The 18,327-nt window shown below is 38.7% G+C and carries 14 protein-coding genes; 4 read left to right on the top strand and 10 right to left on the bottom strand.

The features are described 5' to 3' along the window. Positions 1 to 140: 140 nt before the first annotated feature. The 8 genes from ACYVHJ_RS12860 to ACYVHJ_RS12895 form a co-directional block, all read right to left on the bottom strand. Positions 141 to 1,064, bottom strand: coding sequence for a hypothetical protein (locus tag ACYVHJ_RS12860; protein WP_460515387.1), 924 nt, complete (start codon positions 1,062 to 1,064; stop codon positions 141 to 143). Positions 1,065 to 1,066: 2 nt separating this feature from the next. Further along, positions 1,067 to 2,104 (bottom strand): MBOAT family O-acyltransferase, encoded by a 1,038-nt coding sequence (locus ACYVHJ_RS12865; protein ID WP_460515389.1) that lies wholly within the window; start codon positions 2,102 to 2,104, stop codon positions 1,067 to 1,069. A 528-nt stretch (positions 2,105 to 2,632) separates the two neighbouring features. Beyond that, positions 2,633 to 3,865, bottom strand: coding sequence for a hypothetical protein (locus ACYVHJ_RS12870; RefSeq protein ID WP_460515391.1), 1,233 nt, complete (start codon positions 3,863 to 3,865; stop codon positions 2,633 to 2,635). Between the two features lie 3 nt (positions 3,866 to 3,868). Next, complete coding sequence (locus tag ACYVHJ_RS12875; RefSeq protein ID WP_460515393.1) at positions 3,869 to 4,789, bottom strand: O-fucosyltransferase family protein; 921 nt, start codon at positions 4,787 to 4,789, stop codon at positions 3,869 to 3,871. A 4-nt stretch (positions 4,790 to 4,793) separates the two neighbouring features. Beyond that, complete coding sequence (locus ACYVHJ_RS12880) at positions 4,794 to 5,759, bottom strand: hypothetical protein (RefSeq protein ID WP_460515395.1); 966 nt, start codon at positions 5,757 to 5,759, stop codon at positions 4,794 to 4,796. Positions 5,760 to 5,786: 27 nt separating this feature from the next. Further along, positions 5,787 to 6,518, bottom strand: coding sequence for a GNAT family N-acetyltransferase (locus tag ACYVHJ_RS12885; protein ID WP_460515397.1), 732 nt, complete (start codon positions 6,516 to 6,518; stop codon positions 5,787 to 5,789). 1 nt (position 6,519) lies between these two features. Beyond that, positions 6,520 to 7,455, bottom strand: a complete 936-nt coding sequence (locus tag ACYVHJ_RS12890) for a glycosyltransferase family 2 protein (protein ID WP_460515399.1) — start codon at positions 7,453 to 7,455, stop codon at positions 6,520 to 6,522. Further along, positions 7,442 to 7,969, bottom strand: coding sequence for an ArsR family transcriptional regulator (locus ACYVHJ_RS12895; protein WP_339903540.1), 528 nt, complete (start codon positions 7,967 to 7,969; stop codon positions 7,442 to 7,444). Before ACYVHJ_RS12895 ends, ACYVHJ_RS12890 begins: the two co-directional genes overlap by 14 nt. 342 nt (positions 7,970 to 8,311) lie before the next feature. Between ACYVHJ_RS12895 and ACYVHJ_RS12900 the strand changes: the two genes are divergently transcribed. The 4 genes from ACYVHJ_RS12900 (at position 8,312) to ACYVHJ_RS12915 (ending at position 14,596) form a co-directional block, all read left to right on the top strand. After that, a complete protein-coding gene (locus ACYVHJ_RS12900; RefSeq protein WP_339903541.1) occupies positions 8,312 to 9,457 on the top strand; it encodes a Gfo/Idh/MocA family protein in 1,146 nt (381 codons plus the stop codon). Between the two features lie 210 nt (positions 9,458 to 9,667). Continuing rightward, positions 9,668 to 10,177: a DUF2911 domain-containing protein gene (locus tag ACYVHJ_RS12905; protein WP_460515402.1), complete on the top strand. Its 510-nt coding sequence runs from the start codon at positions 9,668 to 9,670 to the stop codon at positions 10,175 to 10,177. 157 nt (positions 10,178 to 10,334) lie between these two features. Continuing rightward, positions 10,335 to 12,803, top strand: a complete 2,469-nt coding sequence (gene hrpB / locus ACYVHJ_RS12910; RefSeq protein WP_460515404.1) for an ATP-dependent RNA helicase — start codon at positions 10,335 to 10,337, stop codon at positions 12,801 to 12,803. Positions 12,804 to 13,033: 230 nt separating this feature from the next. Continuing rightward, the gene (locus tag ACYVHJ_RS12915; RefSeq protein ID WP_460515406.1) at positions 13,034 to 14,596 is read left to right on the top strand and encodes a purple acid phosphatase family protein; all 1,563 of its coding nucleotides are present in this window, start codon (positions 13,034 to 13,036) and stop codon (positions 14,594 to 14,596) included. Between the two features lie 81 nt (positions 14,597 to 14,677). Here the strand turns inward: ACYVHJ_RS12915 and ACYVHJ_RS12920 are convergent, their stop codons facing one another. Next, positions 14,678 to 16,822 (bottom strand): c-type cytochrome, encoded by a 2,145-nt coding sequence (locus tag ACYVHJ_RS12920; protein ID WP_460515408.1) that lies wholly within the window; start codon positions 16,820 to 16,822, stop codon positions 14,678 to 14,680. Then, entirely contained in the window at positions 16,806 to 18,320 is a 1,515-nt protein-coding gene (locus ACYVHJ_RS12925) for an arylsulfatase (RefSeq protein WP_339905624.1), read from the bottom strand. Before ACYVHJ_RS12925 ends, ACYVHJ_RS12920 begins: the two co-directional genes overlap by 17 nt. Positions 18,321 to 18,327 lie beyond the last annotated feature (7 nt).

Raw genomic sequence — 18,327 nt, forward strand, 5'->3', positions numbered from 1 at the left:
AACAGATAAAATAAAAAATAATTATCTAAATTTAACAACTAATCAATTGACTTACAAACAATTATTATTCAACTAAAATAAATAGTTTAAAACACACAAAAATCAACAACAAATATAATTATCAAAATATAAAAATACTTTTAATTCTCATATGTTAATATATTTTTAGAAAGTAAATTTGAAAAATCTTTTGCTGATTTTATGGTCAAATGTAAGCCATCTTTGAATTTCAAATTTATTGAGCATTTATTGTAGTCAAAATAGGGTACTTCATATTTTTTCTCTAAAAACCTCATTTTCGAATTAAATTCTGGATCTAATTTATTTTCAATTTCAAAGATATCTTGATGTAAAGGCATCCTGACTAAGAACACAGAACCTTTTGATTTTAAATAAGATATCGTTTCTTGAAGATATTCATATCTTTTGCTTGAATAACTATATTTTGTTAAATAGTCTTTATAAAAAGTCACCATATAATTTCTATTCTTATTAACAGTACTTTCCCTAATTACCCCTTTAGTTTCAAACCACCCATCCCTGTGCAATTTCCATAATTTATTTTTGAATCTCATCACAATTATTTCATAGTTAGATTTTGAAAACCAATCTTTAAGATATTGATAATTAGGTGATACATTAACATTTTTTACATCGGAAATAAACCTTTCATTTTCCGCAAACTTATCTGGATTATTTGGATCTTTAATGTCACTTGAAATACTCCAAGGGTCAACAGTTATAATAAAGCATCTATTCCCTTCAAAATCTGCCAATTTATTTTTGATACTTTCCAGATAGGCAGGACCATAGGGAGAATTATAAACAGTAAACGAGTAATTGTAAAGTTTAGCTGGATAAATTTCACCTAATTCATCATTTAAAATTGAAGGTATTATGCCTTGTGCAGCTTTAGAATTGCCCAATATTAATGCATTTTGTTTGGGAGTAGTAAACCTTTGATAAAATGGATCAGCAGTACCATTCTCTAATAAAAACACAGCATAAAGTGTTCCTATAGGGAATATGGAAAAAATGAAAAGTTTAATAATAAATCGATTCATACCTAAAACTGAAAATAAATAAATTGTTGTTCCTTTCTAGCAAAGAGAAATACTGCCATTACCAAACCATAATACAAACCATATCGCAACAATGAAGGTTGAGCGAAAAACATTCGTTGTATGGCAAATTCTTGCTTTCTTCCAAACCACTCCATAAGTAGGAAAACCATAGATATAGCAATAAAAAAATAGACTCTAATATTCACTTGGGGCTTGGTGATTATAGAACCGGTAAATAAATGGCTTAGAAAAACCCAAGCCTCTGATATGCTAGATGCCCGAAATATAATCCACGCAAGGGTAACCAATGTAAAAGTCACTATCATTTGACTCAACTCTCGAAAACTAGGACAATTATTACTTTCTGCAACAACAGTTATATTTTTTCGGTTTTTACCCAATAAAAAAAGTGGAATAAATAAAATGGCATGTACTCCCCCCCAAGCGATAAAAGTCCAATTGGCACCATGCCAAAATCCAGATACTAGGAAAATGATAAATATGTTTCTGAGACTTAGATATTTTGATCCTTTTGACCCTCCCAATGGAATATAAACATAATCTCTAAACCATGTCGATAAGGAAATATGCCAACGCCTCCAAAATTCTGCAATATCTCTGGAAAAATAAGGGAAAGCAAAGTTTTGCATTAAATTGAACCCTAGCAATTTACCAACACCAATCGCAATATTAGAATATCCACCAAAATCACCATAAATTTGAAAACTAAAAAATACCGCTCCTATCAATAAATTCGATGAAGGTTGGTTTTCTGGAGTTTTAAAGGCCTGATCCACAAACACAGCACAGTTGTCTGCAATGACCACTTTCATAAACAAACCCCAAAGGATTTGTCGCATACCATCCATGGCCAATCCATAATCAAAATCTCTGCGCTTTAAAAACTGAGGCAATAAATTGATGGCCCTTTCTATTGGACCAGCCATAAGTTGAGGAAAGAAACTCACAAAGGCAAAAAATGCTACGGGATCATTACTGGCCTTAATTTTTCCTCTATAAACATCAATGGTATAACTCATGGTCTGAAAAGTATAAAAGCTTATACCAACAGGAAGAATCAATTGTAAAGAGTAGGGGTTGGCCTGAAAACCAATTATGTTAATTAATTGTACCGTCGATTCTAGAAAGAAATCAAAATACTTAAAAAGGCCTAATAAACCCAAGTTGACAGCCAAACTAATACCAAGGAGAGTCTTTCTATTAAATGAATCTTGAGCCTTATTGATTTTTAAACCACAAATATAATCTACGAAAGAACTAAAAAATATTAAAGCCAAAAATCTCCAATCCCACCAACCATAAAAAAAATAGCTAGAAACTAAGAGAAAGATATTTTGTGCTTCCAGGTTCTTTTGAAAAACCAACCAGTAAAGCAGAAATACTCCCGAAAAAAAGAAAAGAAATTCGTAAGAATTAAATAACACTTAAGCGTAATATTAATATAAACAAAATCATTTCTTTTTTATACTCCTATATTTTAACAAAAGTATTTTTAATTCGAATGCCTGAATAATGTTCAATAAATTCAATCCTAGAGGCTTTTAAGCTTAAACTGATTCCAAATTACTTTTGACAAACTTAAATCGCTGAATCATGCTTGTAATATGTAATGCCACCAATTTCGGACCGGCACTTTCGTCTACCATCCTTCCCAAAAAATGACCCAACCTTCCGGGCTCTGTCCGGCAAATATCTTCTGTGATATGGTCTATTTTATGCTTTGGTAAGATTTCTACAAAGCCTGCAGCCAATGCGGAGGGTATTAGCATATGGGAGCCATGCACAGCGATGACCACCTGACTTTTACTGAAAATCTTATTCCATCTTTTCTCTACTTCCCAATTGATCGAAGTAACTCTCTCATCCTTTATTTGACCCTGAAAAGTAGTAGTTTTACCTAACCCGGTTACAGTAAAATTTACTTCAGAAAACCTTTTATTAACAACCTTGACCAGACGGTTAATTAATGTCTTTTGTCTCCATAAAAACAATGGCTTAAAAATTTTCTCCTGCTTGAATTTTTTTGAAAACATATATAGCCAGTTCAGGAGTCGATTGGCCAACCAGAACCTGTCTTCTCTCCAAATAAATGTTATTTGTGGCACAGCTTGATCAAATTCCTCCAAATCAAAAGGTTTCACTCCCAGGATTTTCTCAAAATCCATCTGCTGATGGTCTAAATGTATAAATGCAGGGTGAAGCAAAACCTTTTTATATCTCCGAAATTGATTTCTCACCCAAGTATCCAAACCCCCAACCCTATCCGAAAATTGTTTCAAGGGTAAGTCAATCGACCATATCTCCACCTCATTTTTTGGCAATAACCATCTGCATTGCTCAGGAATCATTACTGCAATGGTTCTACTTGGGTTCCTTTCTATCTCCTTATAAACATTCCAAACTTTGGTGAATACATGTCCAAAACAACTGTCCAGGCAATTAATCAATAGCAATTCTTCTCCTGATTTTTTATTAAAAACATTCAAAGCTACTTCTTCACCCGGCTTTTCTTTCATGGAATCAATCAAAGGTTCGGCCAACCATGCGGCTTTTTTTTGATCAAATAATTGATGTCGACCATTGCTAGAAAATGAAACCGGAAAATGGGCCAGATGTCCTGAAGGCAAACCAGCGTAGTAGTCTAAATGACAGCCCTCACAAGCGTATTTTCCCAAAACATGCATACCCTGAAAATATAGGACAGACTCGGACTTGTTTCCATTCTTGCAACGGGGACATAAGCCATTAGCATCCTCGAGCTTAGGGTAAATTTCAATCATCCCCTACCATTTTCTTAGGCCTAATTTATCTAAATGATAGCTTATAAGGGTCTTTATTCGGCTTCTTTTGGCTGCTCCACTCTCTACAATACTGTATTTAAGCTCAGGGTTGAACACCAAAGCGGCATAGGACAGGTTAGAAGGTGATAAGATAAGCTCATTACAGCAAGATAGGCTTATGCAGTCCAGCAAAGCCTCTTTAGCTAGCCTAGGACCATCCTTTAATGTCTCATTGTTATGAATGGAAATTGCTCCTTGAGACCTGACAAAATCATGGGCCATTATTTTAGGTGAAAATTCTTTTTTCAATTTTTCCAAAAGCTGCTGATCATCCGTAGCTACAAAGATCTTGTCATAGGTCGAAAATTTCTTTTTAATTTTTCTAAAAAACTTAGCATTGCCAGCTGGAGGGAACTCTCGAAAATGATCCGTTTTTCTAATGTGAACACCTAGAGTTTTAACCTCGGACATTCTATTTTTTATTTCATTAATTTCCTTTGTCAAAACCTCGTTAAAATCTAAGCCCTTTTTCATTATCTCATTTAAAAAGCGATAGTGATTTCTATCCCAAATTCGCAGGGGGAATACTTCTATTTGCTGATTTAAAATAAGTTTATCAGAACTTTTTAACAAAGGTTGATTAAATAAGCTTTCCCAAAAATTATTTCTCTTTCTTGAATCTTGAGGGCTTGAATATGCGTACACGTAGTTGCTTAAGTCAACATAGTATGGCGTTTCATACTTTTGAGCAAAACCTATCCCATAAAGAACCTGAAGAAATAAAGAAAAAAATCCACGCCTACATTTTTGATTGGGATGGTCTTTACAGCCAAAATCGTTTTGATTGCAGGAGATTATATACCTGGCATTTTTTTGGGTCAATTGGCTTAACCTCTCCGCTGTGACCGAAGATCTTTTAGGCATATAGCTAACTAGATTGTTTATAGACCTTATTCAATTTTTTCCATCCATCCACCGGAACCATATAATGTCTATGAACAAAGGAGTTGGCTCCAAAGCTTTCTTTCCACCTAAAAAGCCCCTTATTGATATTTAAGCCTAGATTTTCATTGGAATGACCAAAATCCAAGAATTTGTATTTTTCAGCAAAAGTATTCCCTAGGTAATTTACTAAGGCATCCAGTGCATTTAGTTTTCTGCCTTGGCTATTGCTTGCCAGGTATTGGGTATGGATGCAATTTTTGGAAAAATACACCGTGGCACCTGCTACCATCAAGCCATCCTTAAAAACATTGAATTGTCGAATTTTTCCCGGAAACTTTTCCATCAAAAATGACATTTCTTCATGACTGTGGGTAGGTGCTGTTTGGTATCTGTTTTGAAGGTTGGGAAGAAGCAAGGCTTCCCAAAAACTTTTCACCTCATTGGATTCAATTATTATTAGATCCTGCCGACCAGCCTGTTTGATATTGGCTTTCCTTCCTTTATTCTTTACCGCTAATGGCAGGTTTATCGTCAAGGACAATTCCATTTGAATAATTTCGGCATTCGACAGATGCATGATATAAACCATGGCTTCTTCCTGAGTAGAATTGTAGAATGCCGGTGTTGCTTTAATTTGCAGATGACTTAACCCCAAGGACTCAAAATATTTCATTAAGGCTTTGAACTGTTCAATTTTCTGATCAAAAGAGCAGGGTACCTGTATTAGGCCGGCGTAACTCAGGCCTTGATGGGAATAGACTGTTTTACCCTCCCTATGTGCTGCAAATACAGCTACCGGCTTACCATTCCCATACAGAATTACCGAGCAATCCTGAAATTTACCTGATGGATGATACGCTAAAAAATCTCTCTCATGCATTAGGGTGGCATTGGTAGCCTTTTGAAGTACCCTCCCCCAGTCCTTTTTAAGATCAGGAGAATAATGCATTACTTCATAATTTTTGACAGGCAAAAGCTAGTGTATATTTTGGGGTTTTAATCCCGGTCGCCAGTGGGCGATCAATGTTTCTTTAATCGGCTGAAAACCAAATTTTTTATAAAAATCCATGGCTCTTTTATTGGCTTTCTGGGTAGAGAGTCCCAATAACCTAAAACCACAGCCATCAAGCATTACCAAAGCCTCATGCATTAATTTCCTTCCTACCCCTCTTCCCTGCTCACTTCCTTTGACAGCAAATAACCCAACATGACCTCTACCTCTAAGCAATTTGAATGTAATAAATCCCACTAATTTTCCGGAAATTCGGGCAACTATAACTTTATGTTTTTCGGCTTTGATGGTTTCCCACCATGTACTGTATAATTTCTCGTATTCCTGATTGGCCAATAATAAATCCTGCTTGAACCTGGACCATTGGCCACTTGAAAAGATCAATTCCCTTAAGGCTTTCTGATCTGATTGAGAAAGGTTTCCGGAAACAATCATTTCCGAAACTTCAATTTCCTCATCTACATTTGGGCTTTGGACCAAGTCCGTTTTTATGATATTTTTTACCAAATCAACTCTGGTACTAATTGGAGACCACCCCCCCATTTTTACCAGGCCGGGTTTCCCCATGACATAAATTAAATCGAAGTTTTTGGCTTGATTGTTTACTTTTTCTAAATCAGGAAGGCATCTCCCCAACTGTAGCTGTCCTACCCTGTATCCAAACAAAGAAGTGTCAAAAGGTAAAAGCTTTATCATTTTAAGTCTTTTGGTCTACAATATAGCGTGGACGATTTTTCACCCCCTCAAAAGTTTTCCCAACATATAGCCCTACTATACCAATGGTTGTTAATAAAAGCCCAAAGAGTATCCATAAGGAAACGATTATACTTGCATACCCCGGCACTACAATGGCTCCTGAAAAATAACGTATCAAGGTGACCAAAGCAAATAAAAATCCGATTAATGCAACAATCAAACCTGATTTAATCGTCAAACGAAGGGGCTTGTCAGAAAAAGCAAGGAGGGTGTTTAATCCCAGATTGAATTTAGATTTAATAAAATAGTTGGAACGTGGATTGGTTGAAACACCATGTTTTACGTTTAAGGTACTTTGATTAAACCCCACCCAATGAACCATTGTTGGAAAATACCAATTGTATTCTTTCATTTGTAGCACCTGATGAATCATCCTCTTATTGTATACGCCGAAATTTCCAATACTGGGATCCTGCTTAATCCCAGACATAAAATAGAAAACCTGATAATATACGATGGTCAGGACTTGTGAAAACCAAGTAGCTTTTTTATCCATTCTTCTGGCCAATACGGCGTCATAACCCAGTTGAGCTTTGGTCAACATCATGGGGATCTCTTCCGGGAGATCCTGCATATCCGCATCCATCACCACTACCCATTCTCCTTGAGCCAATTCCAAACCGGCAAAAATGGCTTGGTGTTGACCGAAATTTCTACTGAACCTTAAGCCCCTAATAAAATCTTCTTTTTCTGCTACCTTACTAATAATATCCCAACTTCCATCCTTACTTCCATCATCCACCAATATTAACTCGACCTCTGTACTAATAGCAAACAAAGCTTGCTTTAAGCGCTCAATCAATTCTTCTAAACCTGCTTCAGATTGATAAACGGGGATGACTATAGAAAGAAAGGTTTGGGATTTAGGTGTCTTCATTTGCATGTTCGTAGACCAACAAGCCCGGTAGGCCTTCTACAGGTTCGTTTTCCAAAATACTGACTTTTAACTTCCTATTGATTTTTTCTTCGGTCTTATTTATGAGGAATTCCAAATATTCTTTATTGATTGCCTCAGCAATTATTGTCAATTCTATGGTCCCAGTATCTTTTCCCTCTGCATAATCACCACAAATAATCGCTTTTTCAACACTTCCTAACCCCTGTACCACTTGATCGATAAGGGTGTCAAAACCCAAATATTTACGTACAATATTTCTTATGTCTAAATACAGGGGATGATTCTCATTGGCTTGATAGCTTTTGGTCTTACCCTCAGTTTTCCAATTGAGTAAACCGGCATTGGAAAGCCTGTTTAGTTCTATTCTTACAGAGTTGGTAGATTCACCAAATTCTTCCGCTAAACCTCTTAAGTAGCCACGATTTCTAGCGTTAGAAAAAAATTTTACAAGTAATTTAATACGAGTCTTGGATGTAATCAGAGATTCTATCAAGATAAAAATATAAAGTTGAAGGCTTTGAAGGACACCAAATACTATTTATTGAATATAAAAAACATAAAAATTAGCACTTTAATAAAGTACCTCAAATTGGTTTCACAGCTTCGCCCCGTAACACACAAGGTAGGAGTAACAAAATTACTCGATCATTGCAAAATCACAAGTTTTGGTTAAAAAATTATTGTTACTACTGCAATATAAGCCATGGGCTTAGCACAAATGAATTTGTAATAAAAACCTATACATGAAATGTAAAAGTCAGCAAGCATTGAAAAATACAAATGTACCTTCTATCTTTAGGGCTAACCTTTTAAATAAACCGAACATAATTACCTTATGGAAAAAATCAAAGTAGCGGTTGTTGGAACGGGGTTTATTGGCCCTGCCCATATTGAAGCCCTAAGAAGAAACCCAAATATTGAAGTGGCCACCCTTTGTGAAGTCAATGAAGAGCTTGCCAAAGAAAAGGCTGTTTTACTAGGCATTGATAAGGCCATGGTTTTCGAAGATATGCTGAAAGACGAGGAAATCAAAGTGGTACACATTTGTACACCAAACTTCCTTCACTACAGCCAATCTAAAGCCGTATTGGAAGCCGGGAAACACGTAGTTTGTGAAAAACCATTGGCCACAAAAATTGAAGAGGCTGAAGAGCTCGTAGCCCTTGCGGATAAAACAGGTTTGGTCAATGCTGTCCACTTTAACTTAAGGTATTATCCGATGGTAAGGCAAATGAAAACCATGAGAGAAAGTGGTGAACTAGGTGATATTTACTCCATCATGGGTTCTTATTTGCAAGATTGGTTGTTTTTACAAACAGATTACAACTGGAGATTGGAACCGGATAAATCTGGAGATTCCAGGGCCATTGCAGACATAGGCTCCCATTTATTGGACTTAACCGAATATGTTACCGGATTGAAAATCACTGAAGTGATGGCGGATTTTTCTACGGTACACAAAACAAGGTTAAAGCCACTTAAAGCAATAGAAACCTATAGTGGCAAAAGCCTTGCTCCTTCAGACTATGAAGAAGTACCTATCAATACCGAAGACCATGCTACGGTAATGCTGAGGTTTGACAATGGCAACAAAGGTTCAGTAACCGTTAGCCAGGTGAATGCAGGTAGGAAAAACAGGTTGAACATTGAAATCGCCGGGTCAAAAGCGAATTTTGAATGGTGCAGTGAAAAACCCAATGAGATGTGGATAGGCAAAAGAGAAACTGCCAATCAGCACTTGATGAAAGACCCATCTTTATTCAATGCTGAGGCAGGCAAACTCATTGGCTTCCCGGGTGGACACAATGAAGGTTTCCCTGATACTTCCAAACAAATGTTCAAGGAAGTATATGCCGCAGTAGTGGAAGGAAAACAACCTGAAAAACCAAGTTATCCAACTTTTGCAGACGGACATCGTGAGTTATTAATCTGTGAAAGAATAATTGAAAGTCATAAAAAGCAGGCCTGGGTTAAAATTTAATTATTTTTCATCAGTCCCTATTAATTTCTTCCCGGCTTTTCTCAAGAAAGGCCGGGACCATAAGGCATCACTAAAAATTACAACAGACTATTGGATTTCAAGAAAATAAACTAGCTACTGTTTGCTTCTAGTCATCCGTTGCTTAACAATTTTTAGTTTTGTCCGTTTATTATAGTCATTCAAATAATTTAACCTAAATAAAACCAAAACATGAAATCATCAACCATGAAAATGCTAAGCTTTTCTGCTTTCCTAATGCTTTCAGTAGTATTTATGTCGAATGCCCAGAAAAGAGCAAGTCCTGCAAAAACAGCTAAAGGAACCATAAATGGAGCAGAGATCACTGTAAATTATAGCAGCCCATCTGTAAAAGGAAGAACTATTTTTGGAGACCTTGTACCTCTGGGAAAAGTTTGGAGAGCAGGTGCCAATGAAGCTACAATATTTGAAACCAGTAAAGACATTACTGTTGAAGGAGAAAAACTACCAGCCGGGAAATACAGCTTTTTCATTATTCCGGGAGAAAGTTCCAGTACCTTTATTTTCAACAAACAGACCGGACAGTGGGGAACAAAATACGATGAAAGCAAAGATGCTTTAAGAGTAACCGTTAATTCCGGTCAAACCAGTAGCCTTACAGAAAGCCTTACTTATACCGTAATGGATGATGGCTTGGAAGTGAAATGGGAATATGGACGTGCCAAGGCATCGATTAAATAAATTATATAAAGGCTGTTTTAAATCAAAACAGCCTTTTTTATTACACAATTATCCTATCCTCATAAATTATATTTTTTCTTATCTCTAAATTTTTTCCTACGCATAATAATTATTGAGTCCGCTATGTTTTTTTACCTTTGTATCAAAACAAACACTTTTGAAGGAATTCCCCAATCTCCCTATTCTAGAGGTAATCCCTCAATTAAAAGAAAAACTGAGCGTATCCCCAATAGTATTGCTTCATGCACCTCCGGGAGCCGGTAAAAGCACATTGGCCCCTTTGACATTATTGAAAGAAGATTGGCTCAATGGAAAAAAAATTATAATCCTTGAACCTAGGAAACTCGCCGCCATAAGTATTGCACAAAGAATGGCTCAAATTCTAGGTGAGTCGGCAGGAGAAAGCATAGGTTACCGAGTCAGGTTCAATACCTGTGTGAGCAAAAATACCAGAGTAGAAGTAATTACAGAGGGGATTCTGACCAGAATGATGCAACAGGACAATGCCCTTGAAGATATTGGCCTAATCATTTTCGATGAATTTCATGAACGTAGCATACATGCGGACTTGGGGCTTGCCATTGCCAGAGAAATCCAGGAAGTACTTAGACCGGATCTTAAGCTATTGGTCATGTCTGCTACCCTTGATAGCAAAGACTTGTCAATTAACCTTCAAGCACCACTGGTAGAAAGTTCAGGTCGATCATTTCCGGTAAGCATCCAATATGGATCCGGTTCTGATTTGTTCAATTTACCTCAAAACACGAGTCAAACCATTAGGGAAGCCATAGAAAATCACGAGGGGGACATTTTGGTATTTTTACCGGGCCAGGGAGAAATCAATAAAACAGCCACGTTAGTAGAAAATGGAAACCATGACCTCGCCATTTATAAACTCTATGGGCAATTGGCCTTCAAGCAACAACAAGCTGCACTTTTACCACATCCACAGGGAAAAAGAAAAGTAGTCTTGGCAACCGCAATTGCCGAAACCAGCCTTACCATAGAAGGAATAAAAATTGTTATTGATGGAGGCTATATGCGCAGCGGAAGATTTAACCCTAACTCAGGGCTGAATAAATTGGTTACAATTCCTGTGACTGCCGACACAGCCAATCAAAGGGCAGGTCGGGCAGGGAGATTAGGTCCGGGCATATGTTTTAGGTTATGGTCTAAGGCTAGCCAGGAAAACTTGCTTCCCTTTAGACAGCCGGAGATTCTCGTAGCTGACCTTAGCCCCTTGGCCTTGGAGCTTTATAAGTGGGGAGTAAATGATCCTTCACTGTTGAATTGGATTAGCCCTCCACCCCAAGGTAATTGGTCACAGGCAGTTGACACATTAAAAAATTTAGGTGCTGTAGCTAATAATAAAATCACCAAACACGGTGAAGCTTTACATGCCTTTCCTTGTCATCCCAGAATTGCACATTTGCTTGTTTACAGTCAATTGTTAGGCATTGAGGGTTTGGGTACAGACTTGGCGGCCATACTGGAAGAAAAAGACCCATTGGAACCAGAAATGGGATTAGACATCAACTTGAGAATAGAAGGGCTTCGCCGATATAGAACCGGAAACTCCTCCAATTTTAATTTCAAGAAAATTGAACAAGTTGCCAAGGCCTATCGACTAATCCTTGGCATAAAAGCGGAAAATTCAGCTGTCGATCCTTATGCAACAGGCTTATTAATTGCACAGGCCTTTCCAGAAAGAATCGCCAAAGTAGGCCATCAAGCTCAATTTAAATTGTCTAATGGCAAATTGGTCCGAATAGATAAAAACGACAATATGGCATCAGAAGATTGGATTGCTATAGCACAAATGGACGAAAGGAACGGTTTAGGGAAAATATTCCTGGCAGCTCCATTGGATCCAAAGGATATCCAATCTATGGCAAGGTCTGATGAAAGGATCTATTGGGATGAGGAGTCAGCCTCTATTCTGGCAGTTGAAGAACGAAGGGTAGGGCTAATTGTATTGGAAAAGAAACGACTAATAGCCCCGGATCCTCAACTGATCCAAGACACATTATTAAAAATGCTTTCCAGATCCGGAAAAAAATGGCTTACCTGGGACAACAAGGTCCGTCAACTTCAAGGTAGAATCATGAGTTTAAGACTGTGGAACGGCCCAGAATCATTTCCCAACTTCAGCACGGATCAATTATTAAAAACAGCACAGGAGTGGCTCTCTCCCTATTTAACGGGCGTCCAATCAGGCCCTGAATTAAAAAAATTACCGCTCTACAATATATTAAAAGACAGCCTTTCATTTGATCAACAAAAGGAACTTCAAAGTTTGGCTCCGGAAAAAATTACGTTGCCAAGTGGTTCTTCCCTCCCAGTGGTATACAGCTTTGAGGGTAATCCTCCCATTTTAGCCGCACGACTTCAGGAGCTTTTCGGTTGGAGTCAAACTCCAACCGTCAATGAGGGTAAAAATCCTATGCAGATCCATTTGCTATCTCCCGGCTTTAAACCGGTTCAGGTTACCCAAGATTTAAAAAGCTTTTGGGACAATACCTACCATGAGGTTAAGAAGGAGTTAAAGCGAAGGTATCCCAAACACCATTGGCCGGAAAACCCTTGGGAAGCCCAAGCTGTAAGCGGCGTAAAGCGAAAAAAATAAAATTGGGTAGAATATTTTAGTTCAGTAGTCCATATACTTTAGAAACAGTATTTTTTAATACCATTCTTCCCATGATAGCTAGTTAAAATACTGCAAGTTGGGAATTTATACAATAAATGAAACAATTGTTAATTCACTTATTGAATTAGTAATGATATAATAATTATTCGATTTGAAAAACGCTTAGTATTTAACTATTTTTACGAAGATATACTGAAAAACCATCTCAAATGAAACATTTATTTTTCTCTTTTTGCTTATTATTAGTAATAAATTTTGCAATTGCCCAAGAGTATAAAGTTTACAAAGCCCCTTCCTTTAGAGAAGAATGGAGCAAGCCTAGTTATTACCCTGACAGGGTGGTATTGAACTTTGGGTCAGACCCTGCCGCTGAAGCCAATGTAACCTGGAGGACAGACACCTCTATTCCAACGGGCTATGCTGAAATTGCGATAGCAGACGGTGCTCCAAAATTTTGGAGAAACGCGGAAACCATAACTGCCAAAACTGAAGTTTTTGATGGGTCCAAGGTAGAAGACGTGAAAATCAAAGCGCATTACCATTCAGTGCAATTTAAAAACCTAAAACCGGACACCATGTATGGATATCGTGTAGGAGATGGCGAATCATGGACGGAATGGACACAGTTCACCACCGCATCCAGAGACAATGACAAGCCTTTTTCTTTCCTATATGTGGGAGACGCACAGAATTATGTCCTTGAACTTTGGGCTAGATTAATCAGAGAAGGTTATCGCAAAGCACCGGACTCGAAATTCATTATCCATGCCGGAGACTTGATCAACAGAGCCCACAGAGACCAGGAATGGCATGAATGGTTTACGGCCGGAGGATTTATTCATAGTATGGTTCCATCTATGGTTACACCGGGAAACCATGAATACAGAGACATTCCTGAACTAGACGGAGAAGATGCAGAGAGAAGGCTTTCCTTACAATGGCGCCCTCAATTTACACTTCCCGAAAATGGACCAAAAGGGTTGGGACTAGAAGAAACTGTTTACTATATGGATTACCAGGATGCACGAATCATCTCTCTTAATAGTAATGTTGCACAAAAAGAGCAAATCCCATGGCTGGAAAAAGTACTCTCAGAAAATACTAAAAAATGGACCATTGTGACCTATCATCATCCTTTGTTTTCTGCATCAGCAGGAAGGGACAATGATGAATTAAGAAAAGCATGGAAACCTATTTTTGACAAATACAATGTTGATTTGGCACTGCAAGGACATGACCACAGCTATGCTAGAGGCCGTGTTTCCCCCGAAGACAATGTTTTGGACGGAATGAATGCAAGGGATAAAACAGGAACTGTGTATGTAGTATCTGTTAGTGGTGGAAAAATGTATAGTGTAAGTGAAGAAGGATGGAAAGGAAAAGGTGCAGAAAGGGATCGTAAAGCTGAAAACACCCAATTGTTTCAGGTGATTAATATAGATGGAGATAAACTAAGTTTTGAATCCTATACAGCCGTAGGTGAGTTATATGATGCCTTCGATTTGGTAAAACAAGAAAATGGAATCAATGAATTTATCGAAAGAAAAGCTGAAGCAGGAGATGAAAGAAGGTTCTCAAACACCATCCCTTATGAAGACCCTTTACCGGAAAATCTTCAGACCATATTGCTTTCTAAATATCCGGGCAATGAAATAACAAGAGTAAGTGCTTCTAAAAAGAAAAATGGGGCCTTGGTTTTTAATGTTAGGTTAGAAAAAGATGGGGAAAGGACTAACGTAGCCATTGATGCCAAAGGCAATATTTTAGATTAACTCATTGTGGGTTGATAAACCAAAAAATCACAAAAAAAGGCCAATTCTGCTTAGGATTGGCTTTTTTTTTATTGGATAAATTTACATTTCCGGTAAAGCAAAAGCTACATAAGCATCACCAGCCGGGGTTCCTAACCTGTTTGCTCCTCCGGCAGCAATCACCACATATTGCTTTCCGTTTACTTCATAGATAGCAGGCACAGCATAGCCCCCAAAAGGGAGCTTGAATTCCCATAAAATTTCGCCTGTAGCCACATCAAAAGCCCTGAACATTTCATCAGGTGTTCCCCCCATAAACACCAAACCTCCGGCAGTAGCTACACAGCCACCAAAATTCTGTGTACCCGTGGCAGGCACTCCTCTATCTTTCAGCTTTGGATATTCTCCTAAGGGAACTTTCCATTTAATGGTTTTGGTTTTTAGGTCTATGGCATTTAATGTTCCCCAAGGAGGCTTGTTTCCGGGAAAACCTTCCTCATCTGTGAAAATCCTAAATCCCTGCAATACATAGCGGTCACGGGGTCCCTTCTCCTCTTTAATTTCATGAACAGGGTCTGACACAGGTGTTATTTCCAATAGGTAATCGATTAAGGCATTTAATTTCTTTTCTTCAAATCCTTGAAATGCGGGCATCAAACCATTACCATGGGTTATGATTTTGGTTAATGATGCACGGTCATGCCTTTCTTTTATCCCCTTGAGAGAAGGAAAAGCCTCACCCAAGCCCTCTTGATCTGCCCCATGACAATTGGAGCAATTGGACAGATAGGTATTTTTTCCGGGAAAATTGGACTGCTTTCCACCTTGACCATCCTTTTCTGCAATGTTTCGAACTTGCAGGATCATAGGGATTTCATTGGCATTGACATAGAGCATATGGTTGTTTGGGTCATAAGAAGCTCCGCCCCAAATCATACCTCCCCTTGTAGCCGGGAAGGTGAGCGTCCCTTCTAAACTCGGAGGTGTATACAAACCTTCATTCCTGTACTTTTTATACGCCTCTTTTACATAGGCATTGGCTTCTTTGGAAATATTGGTGAGCATCGTACTATCCAAACCTTGTCTGGTAACAGTGATCCCCTGATTAAACTTTTGGGTGGGATGGGCAACTTCACCCGGCACATAGGAAGGTGGAACATTTCTTTCTTTCATCTCCATTAAAGGTTTTCCGGTCAACCTGTCAAGAAGGATCAATTCTCCCATTTTAGTAGGTTGTACCAGGGCTTTCACCACACCATTTGTCGAAGGTATATCTACTAATGTAGCGGCACATGGCAGATCATAATCCCAAATATCATGGGTGACCGCCTGATAATGCCATTTTCTTTCTCCTGTTTTTGCGTCCAAGGCAAGAATAGAATTCCCAAATAGGTTTTCCCCAAGTCTATTCCCTCCATAAAAATCATATGCAGGAGAACCTGTGGATACATAAACCCATCCTTGCTCTTCATCCAAACTTAAGCCGCCCCAATTATTGGCCCCACCATAATTTTCTTCCTCTTGCCAGTTCCATGTATCATGGCCCAATTCACCTTCCTTAGGTATGGTATGAAATATCCATTCAAAAGCACCTGTTTTGGCATTATAAGCCCTAATATGTCCCGGTGAAGCATCGTAACCTTCTCCCGTAGCCGAACCAATAATAATCAGGTCTTCAAAAACAACCCCCGGAGTACTCAAAGAGATGGATAAAGCTTCGGGGTCGACCCCCAGATTTTTACGCAAATCAAGTTTCCCCTCTTCGGCAAATTCCGTTAGCAATTCGCCCGATTGGGCATCTATAGCAAAAAGGTAGTAACCGACTGCCATAAAAATGCGAATCTTATCCCCTTCTCTGTAATGGAAAAAACCCCTATTCACTCCCCCTGATTGACCATATTCTTCCGGATCGAAGCGCCAAAGCTCGGTTCCTTTTTCAGCATCCAATGCAATCAAATCAAGCTGAGGAGAGCTAACATACATCACATTTCCAAGAATCATAGGATTGCACTCCATGGGTGTTCTTTCTTTAGAGTCTCCCGTGTGATAAGTCCATGCAGGCTGAAGTAGGTGAACATTTTCCTTATTTATTTGATCCAGACCTGAAAACTGTGCAGCTGTCTTCGTTGAACGGTAATGTTCCCAGGTTTGGTAATCTTTGGCTTCAGAAGCATCGTTCCTCTGCGAACATGCAAAGCTCACCAAAAGGCAAACTAAAGCGATAACACTATCAATGGTCCTTATCATCTCCTTTAATTTTCCCCTCAAATGGCCACTCAGCATCCTCCGTCCTAGAACTTTGCATTAAGCCTTTTATTTGTGCTACTACTTCAGGGTATTCGCTTGCCAGGTCATTCGTTTCCCCCGGGTCTTGCTCTAGATCATATAGCTGAATCGTTTCATTTCCTTTAAATACGTTTAATTTGATCCCTTTCCATTTGCCTTTTCTTATGGCCTGTTTTCCTCCTTTTTCATGGAACTCCCAATAAAGGTGAGCATGCGCCGGCTGTTCTCCCTCACCCAAGAGGGTCGGAAGAAAGGATATACCATCAACTGGCCCTTCTAATTCCTCCCCTACCAAAGCAGAAAAAGTGGGTAAAATATCCCAAAATGCGCTGATATGATCTGTCTGACTTCCTTTTTTAACTTTGGTCGGCCAGCTCAAAATCATCGGAACATGAATTCCTCCCTCCAACAAGTCTCTTTTATATCCTTGAAATGGGCCATTGCTGTTAAAAAAATCAGGATCTGCCCCTCCCTCTAGATGTGGACCGTTGTCTGAAGTAAAAATGATGACCGTATTGTCCAAAATTTCCAATTCCTCCAACTTGGCCACAATTTGTCCAACATGATCATCAAGGAGTGTGACCATAGCGGCAAAGGCAGCGTGTGGATAAGCTTGAGAACCGTAGCCTCCAACCTTATATCGAGGGTGCTCAGGATCATCCACCCCTTTATATGGAGTTTCAGGGCCCAATTTACTTTCGTACTGATAAGGTGGTTCGGGATTGGTTTTGGTTAGAAATTTTTCCATATACTCCTCCGGAGCAAAAAGTTCTGCATGAGGAATAATTGATGGAACATACATAAAAAAATGGGTGTCCTTATTTGCCTCAATAAATTCCAATCGCTTTTCTTGAATAAGGTTGGGAGCATATTCCCCTTGCGCTGTTCCTTGATTTCCTTCCAGACTGATAATTTTATCATTGTCCCATAATTCTCTGGGGTAATAATTATGGGCGATGGTCTGGCTGTTGAATCCAAAGAAAACATCAAACCCCTGGTTGAGAGGAGCACCGGAAGATCCCGGATAGCCTAATCCCCATTTACCAAATGCTCCGGTGGTATACCCTGCTTTTTTCAATACTCCTGCCAAGGTCTGTGTGCCCTCAGCTAATGGAAATTGTCCACCATTCAACCCCCTATTCCCTCTTACTTGTGTATGCCCTGTATGCTTTCCGGTCATCAAAGCAGACCTTGATGGGGCACAAACGGTTGCACCCGAATAATGCTGTGTAAATACCATCCCATTCGCAGCCAATTTGTCAATATTTGGAGTACTGAACTTGGTCTGGCCTAGAAAACTTAAATCTCCATATCCCAGGTCATCAGCAAGAATATAAATGATGTTGGGCTTTTCAGTAGGTTTTTCTTTGTCTGTATTATTGCTACAGGAAGACATTCCAATCACGAATACTGCTGAAATGGCAGCCAAAATAGGGAGCCTATACGTTTTTAATTTCATCTCGATT

This window comes from Cyclobacterium sediminis, assembly GCF_054781075.1.

Excerpts from the sequence above, each read along its gene's own strand:
- ACYVHJ_RS12925 (WP_339905624.1), bottom strand. The coding sequence starts at position 18,320 with ATGAAATTAAAAACGTATAGGCTCCCTATTTTGGCTGCCATTTCAGCA.
- ACYVHJ_RS12920 (WP_460515408.1), bottom strand. The coding sequence starts at position 16,822 with ATGATAAGGACCATTGATAGTGTTATCGCTTTAGTTTGCCTTTTGGTG.
- ACYVHJ_RS12860 (WP_460515387.1), bottom strand. The coding sequence starts at position 1,064 with ATGAATCGATTTATTATTAAACTTTTCATTTTTTCCATATTCCCTATA.
- ACYVHJ_RS12880 (WP_460515395.1), bottom strand. The coding sequence starts at position 5,759 with ATGCATTATTCTCCTGATCTTAAAAAGGACTGGGGGAGGGTACTTCAA.
- ACYVHJ_RS12875 (WP_460515393.1), bottom strand. The coding sequence starts at position 4,789 with ATGCCTAAAAGATCTTCGGTCACAGCGGAGAGGTTAAGCCAATTGACC.
- ACYVHJ_RS12905 (WP_460515402.1), top strand. The coding sequence starts at position 9,668 with ATGAAATCATCAACCATGAAAATGCTAAGCTTTTCTGCTTTCCTAATG.
- ACYVHJ_RS12885 (WP_460515397.1), bottom strand. The coding sequence starts at position 6,518 with ATGATAAAGCTTTTACCTTTTGACACTTCTTTGTTTGGATACAGGGTA.
- ACYVHJ_RS12870 (WP_460515391.1), bottom strand. The coding sequence starts at position 3,865 with ATGATTGAAATTTACCCTAAGCTCGAGGATGCTAATGGCTTATGTCCC.
- ACYVHJ_RS12865 (WP_460515389.1), bottom strand. The coding sequence starts at position 2,104 with ATGAGTTATACCATTGATGTTTATAGAGGAAAAATTAAGGCCAGTAAT.
- ACYVHJ_RS12890 (WP_460515399.1), bottom strand. The coding sequence starts at position 7,455 with ATGAAGACACCTAAATCCCAAACCTTTCTTTCTATAGTCATCCCCGTT.
- ACYVHJ_RS12915 (WP_460515406.1), top strand. The coding sequence starts at position 13,034 with ATGAAACATTTATTTTTCTCTTTTTGCTTATTATTAGTAATAAATTTT.
- ACYVHJ_RS12900 (WP_339903541.1), top strand. The coding sequence starts at position 8,312 with ATGGAAAAAATCAAAGTAGCGGTTGTTGGAACGGGGTTTATTGGCCCT.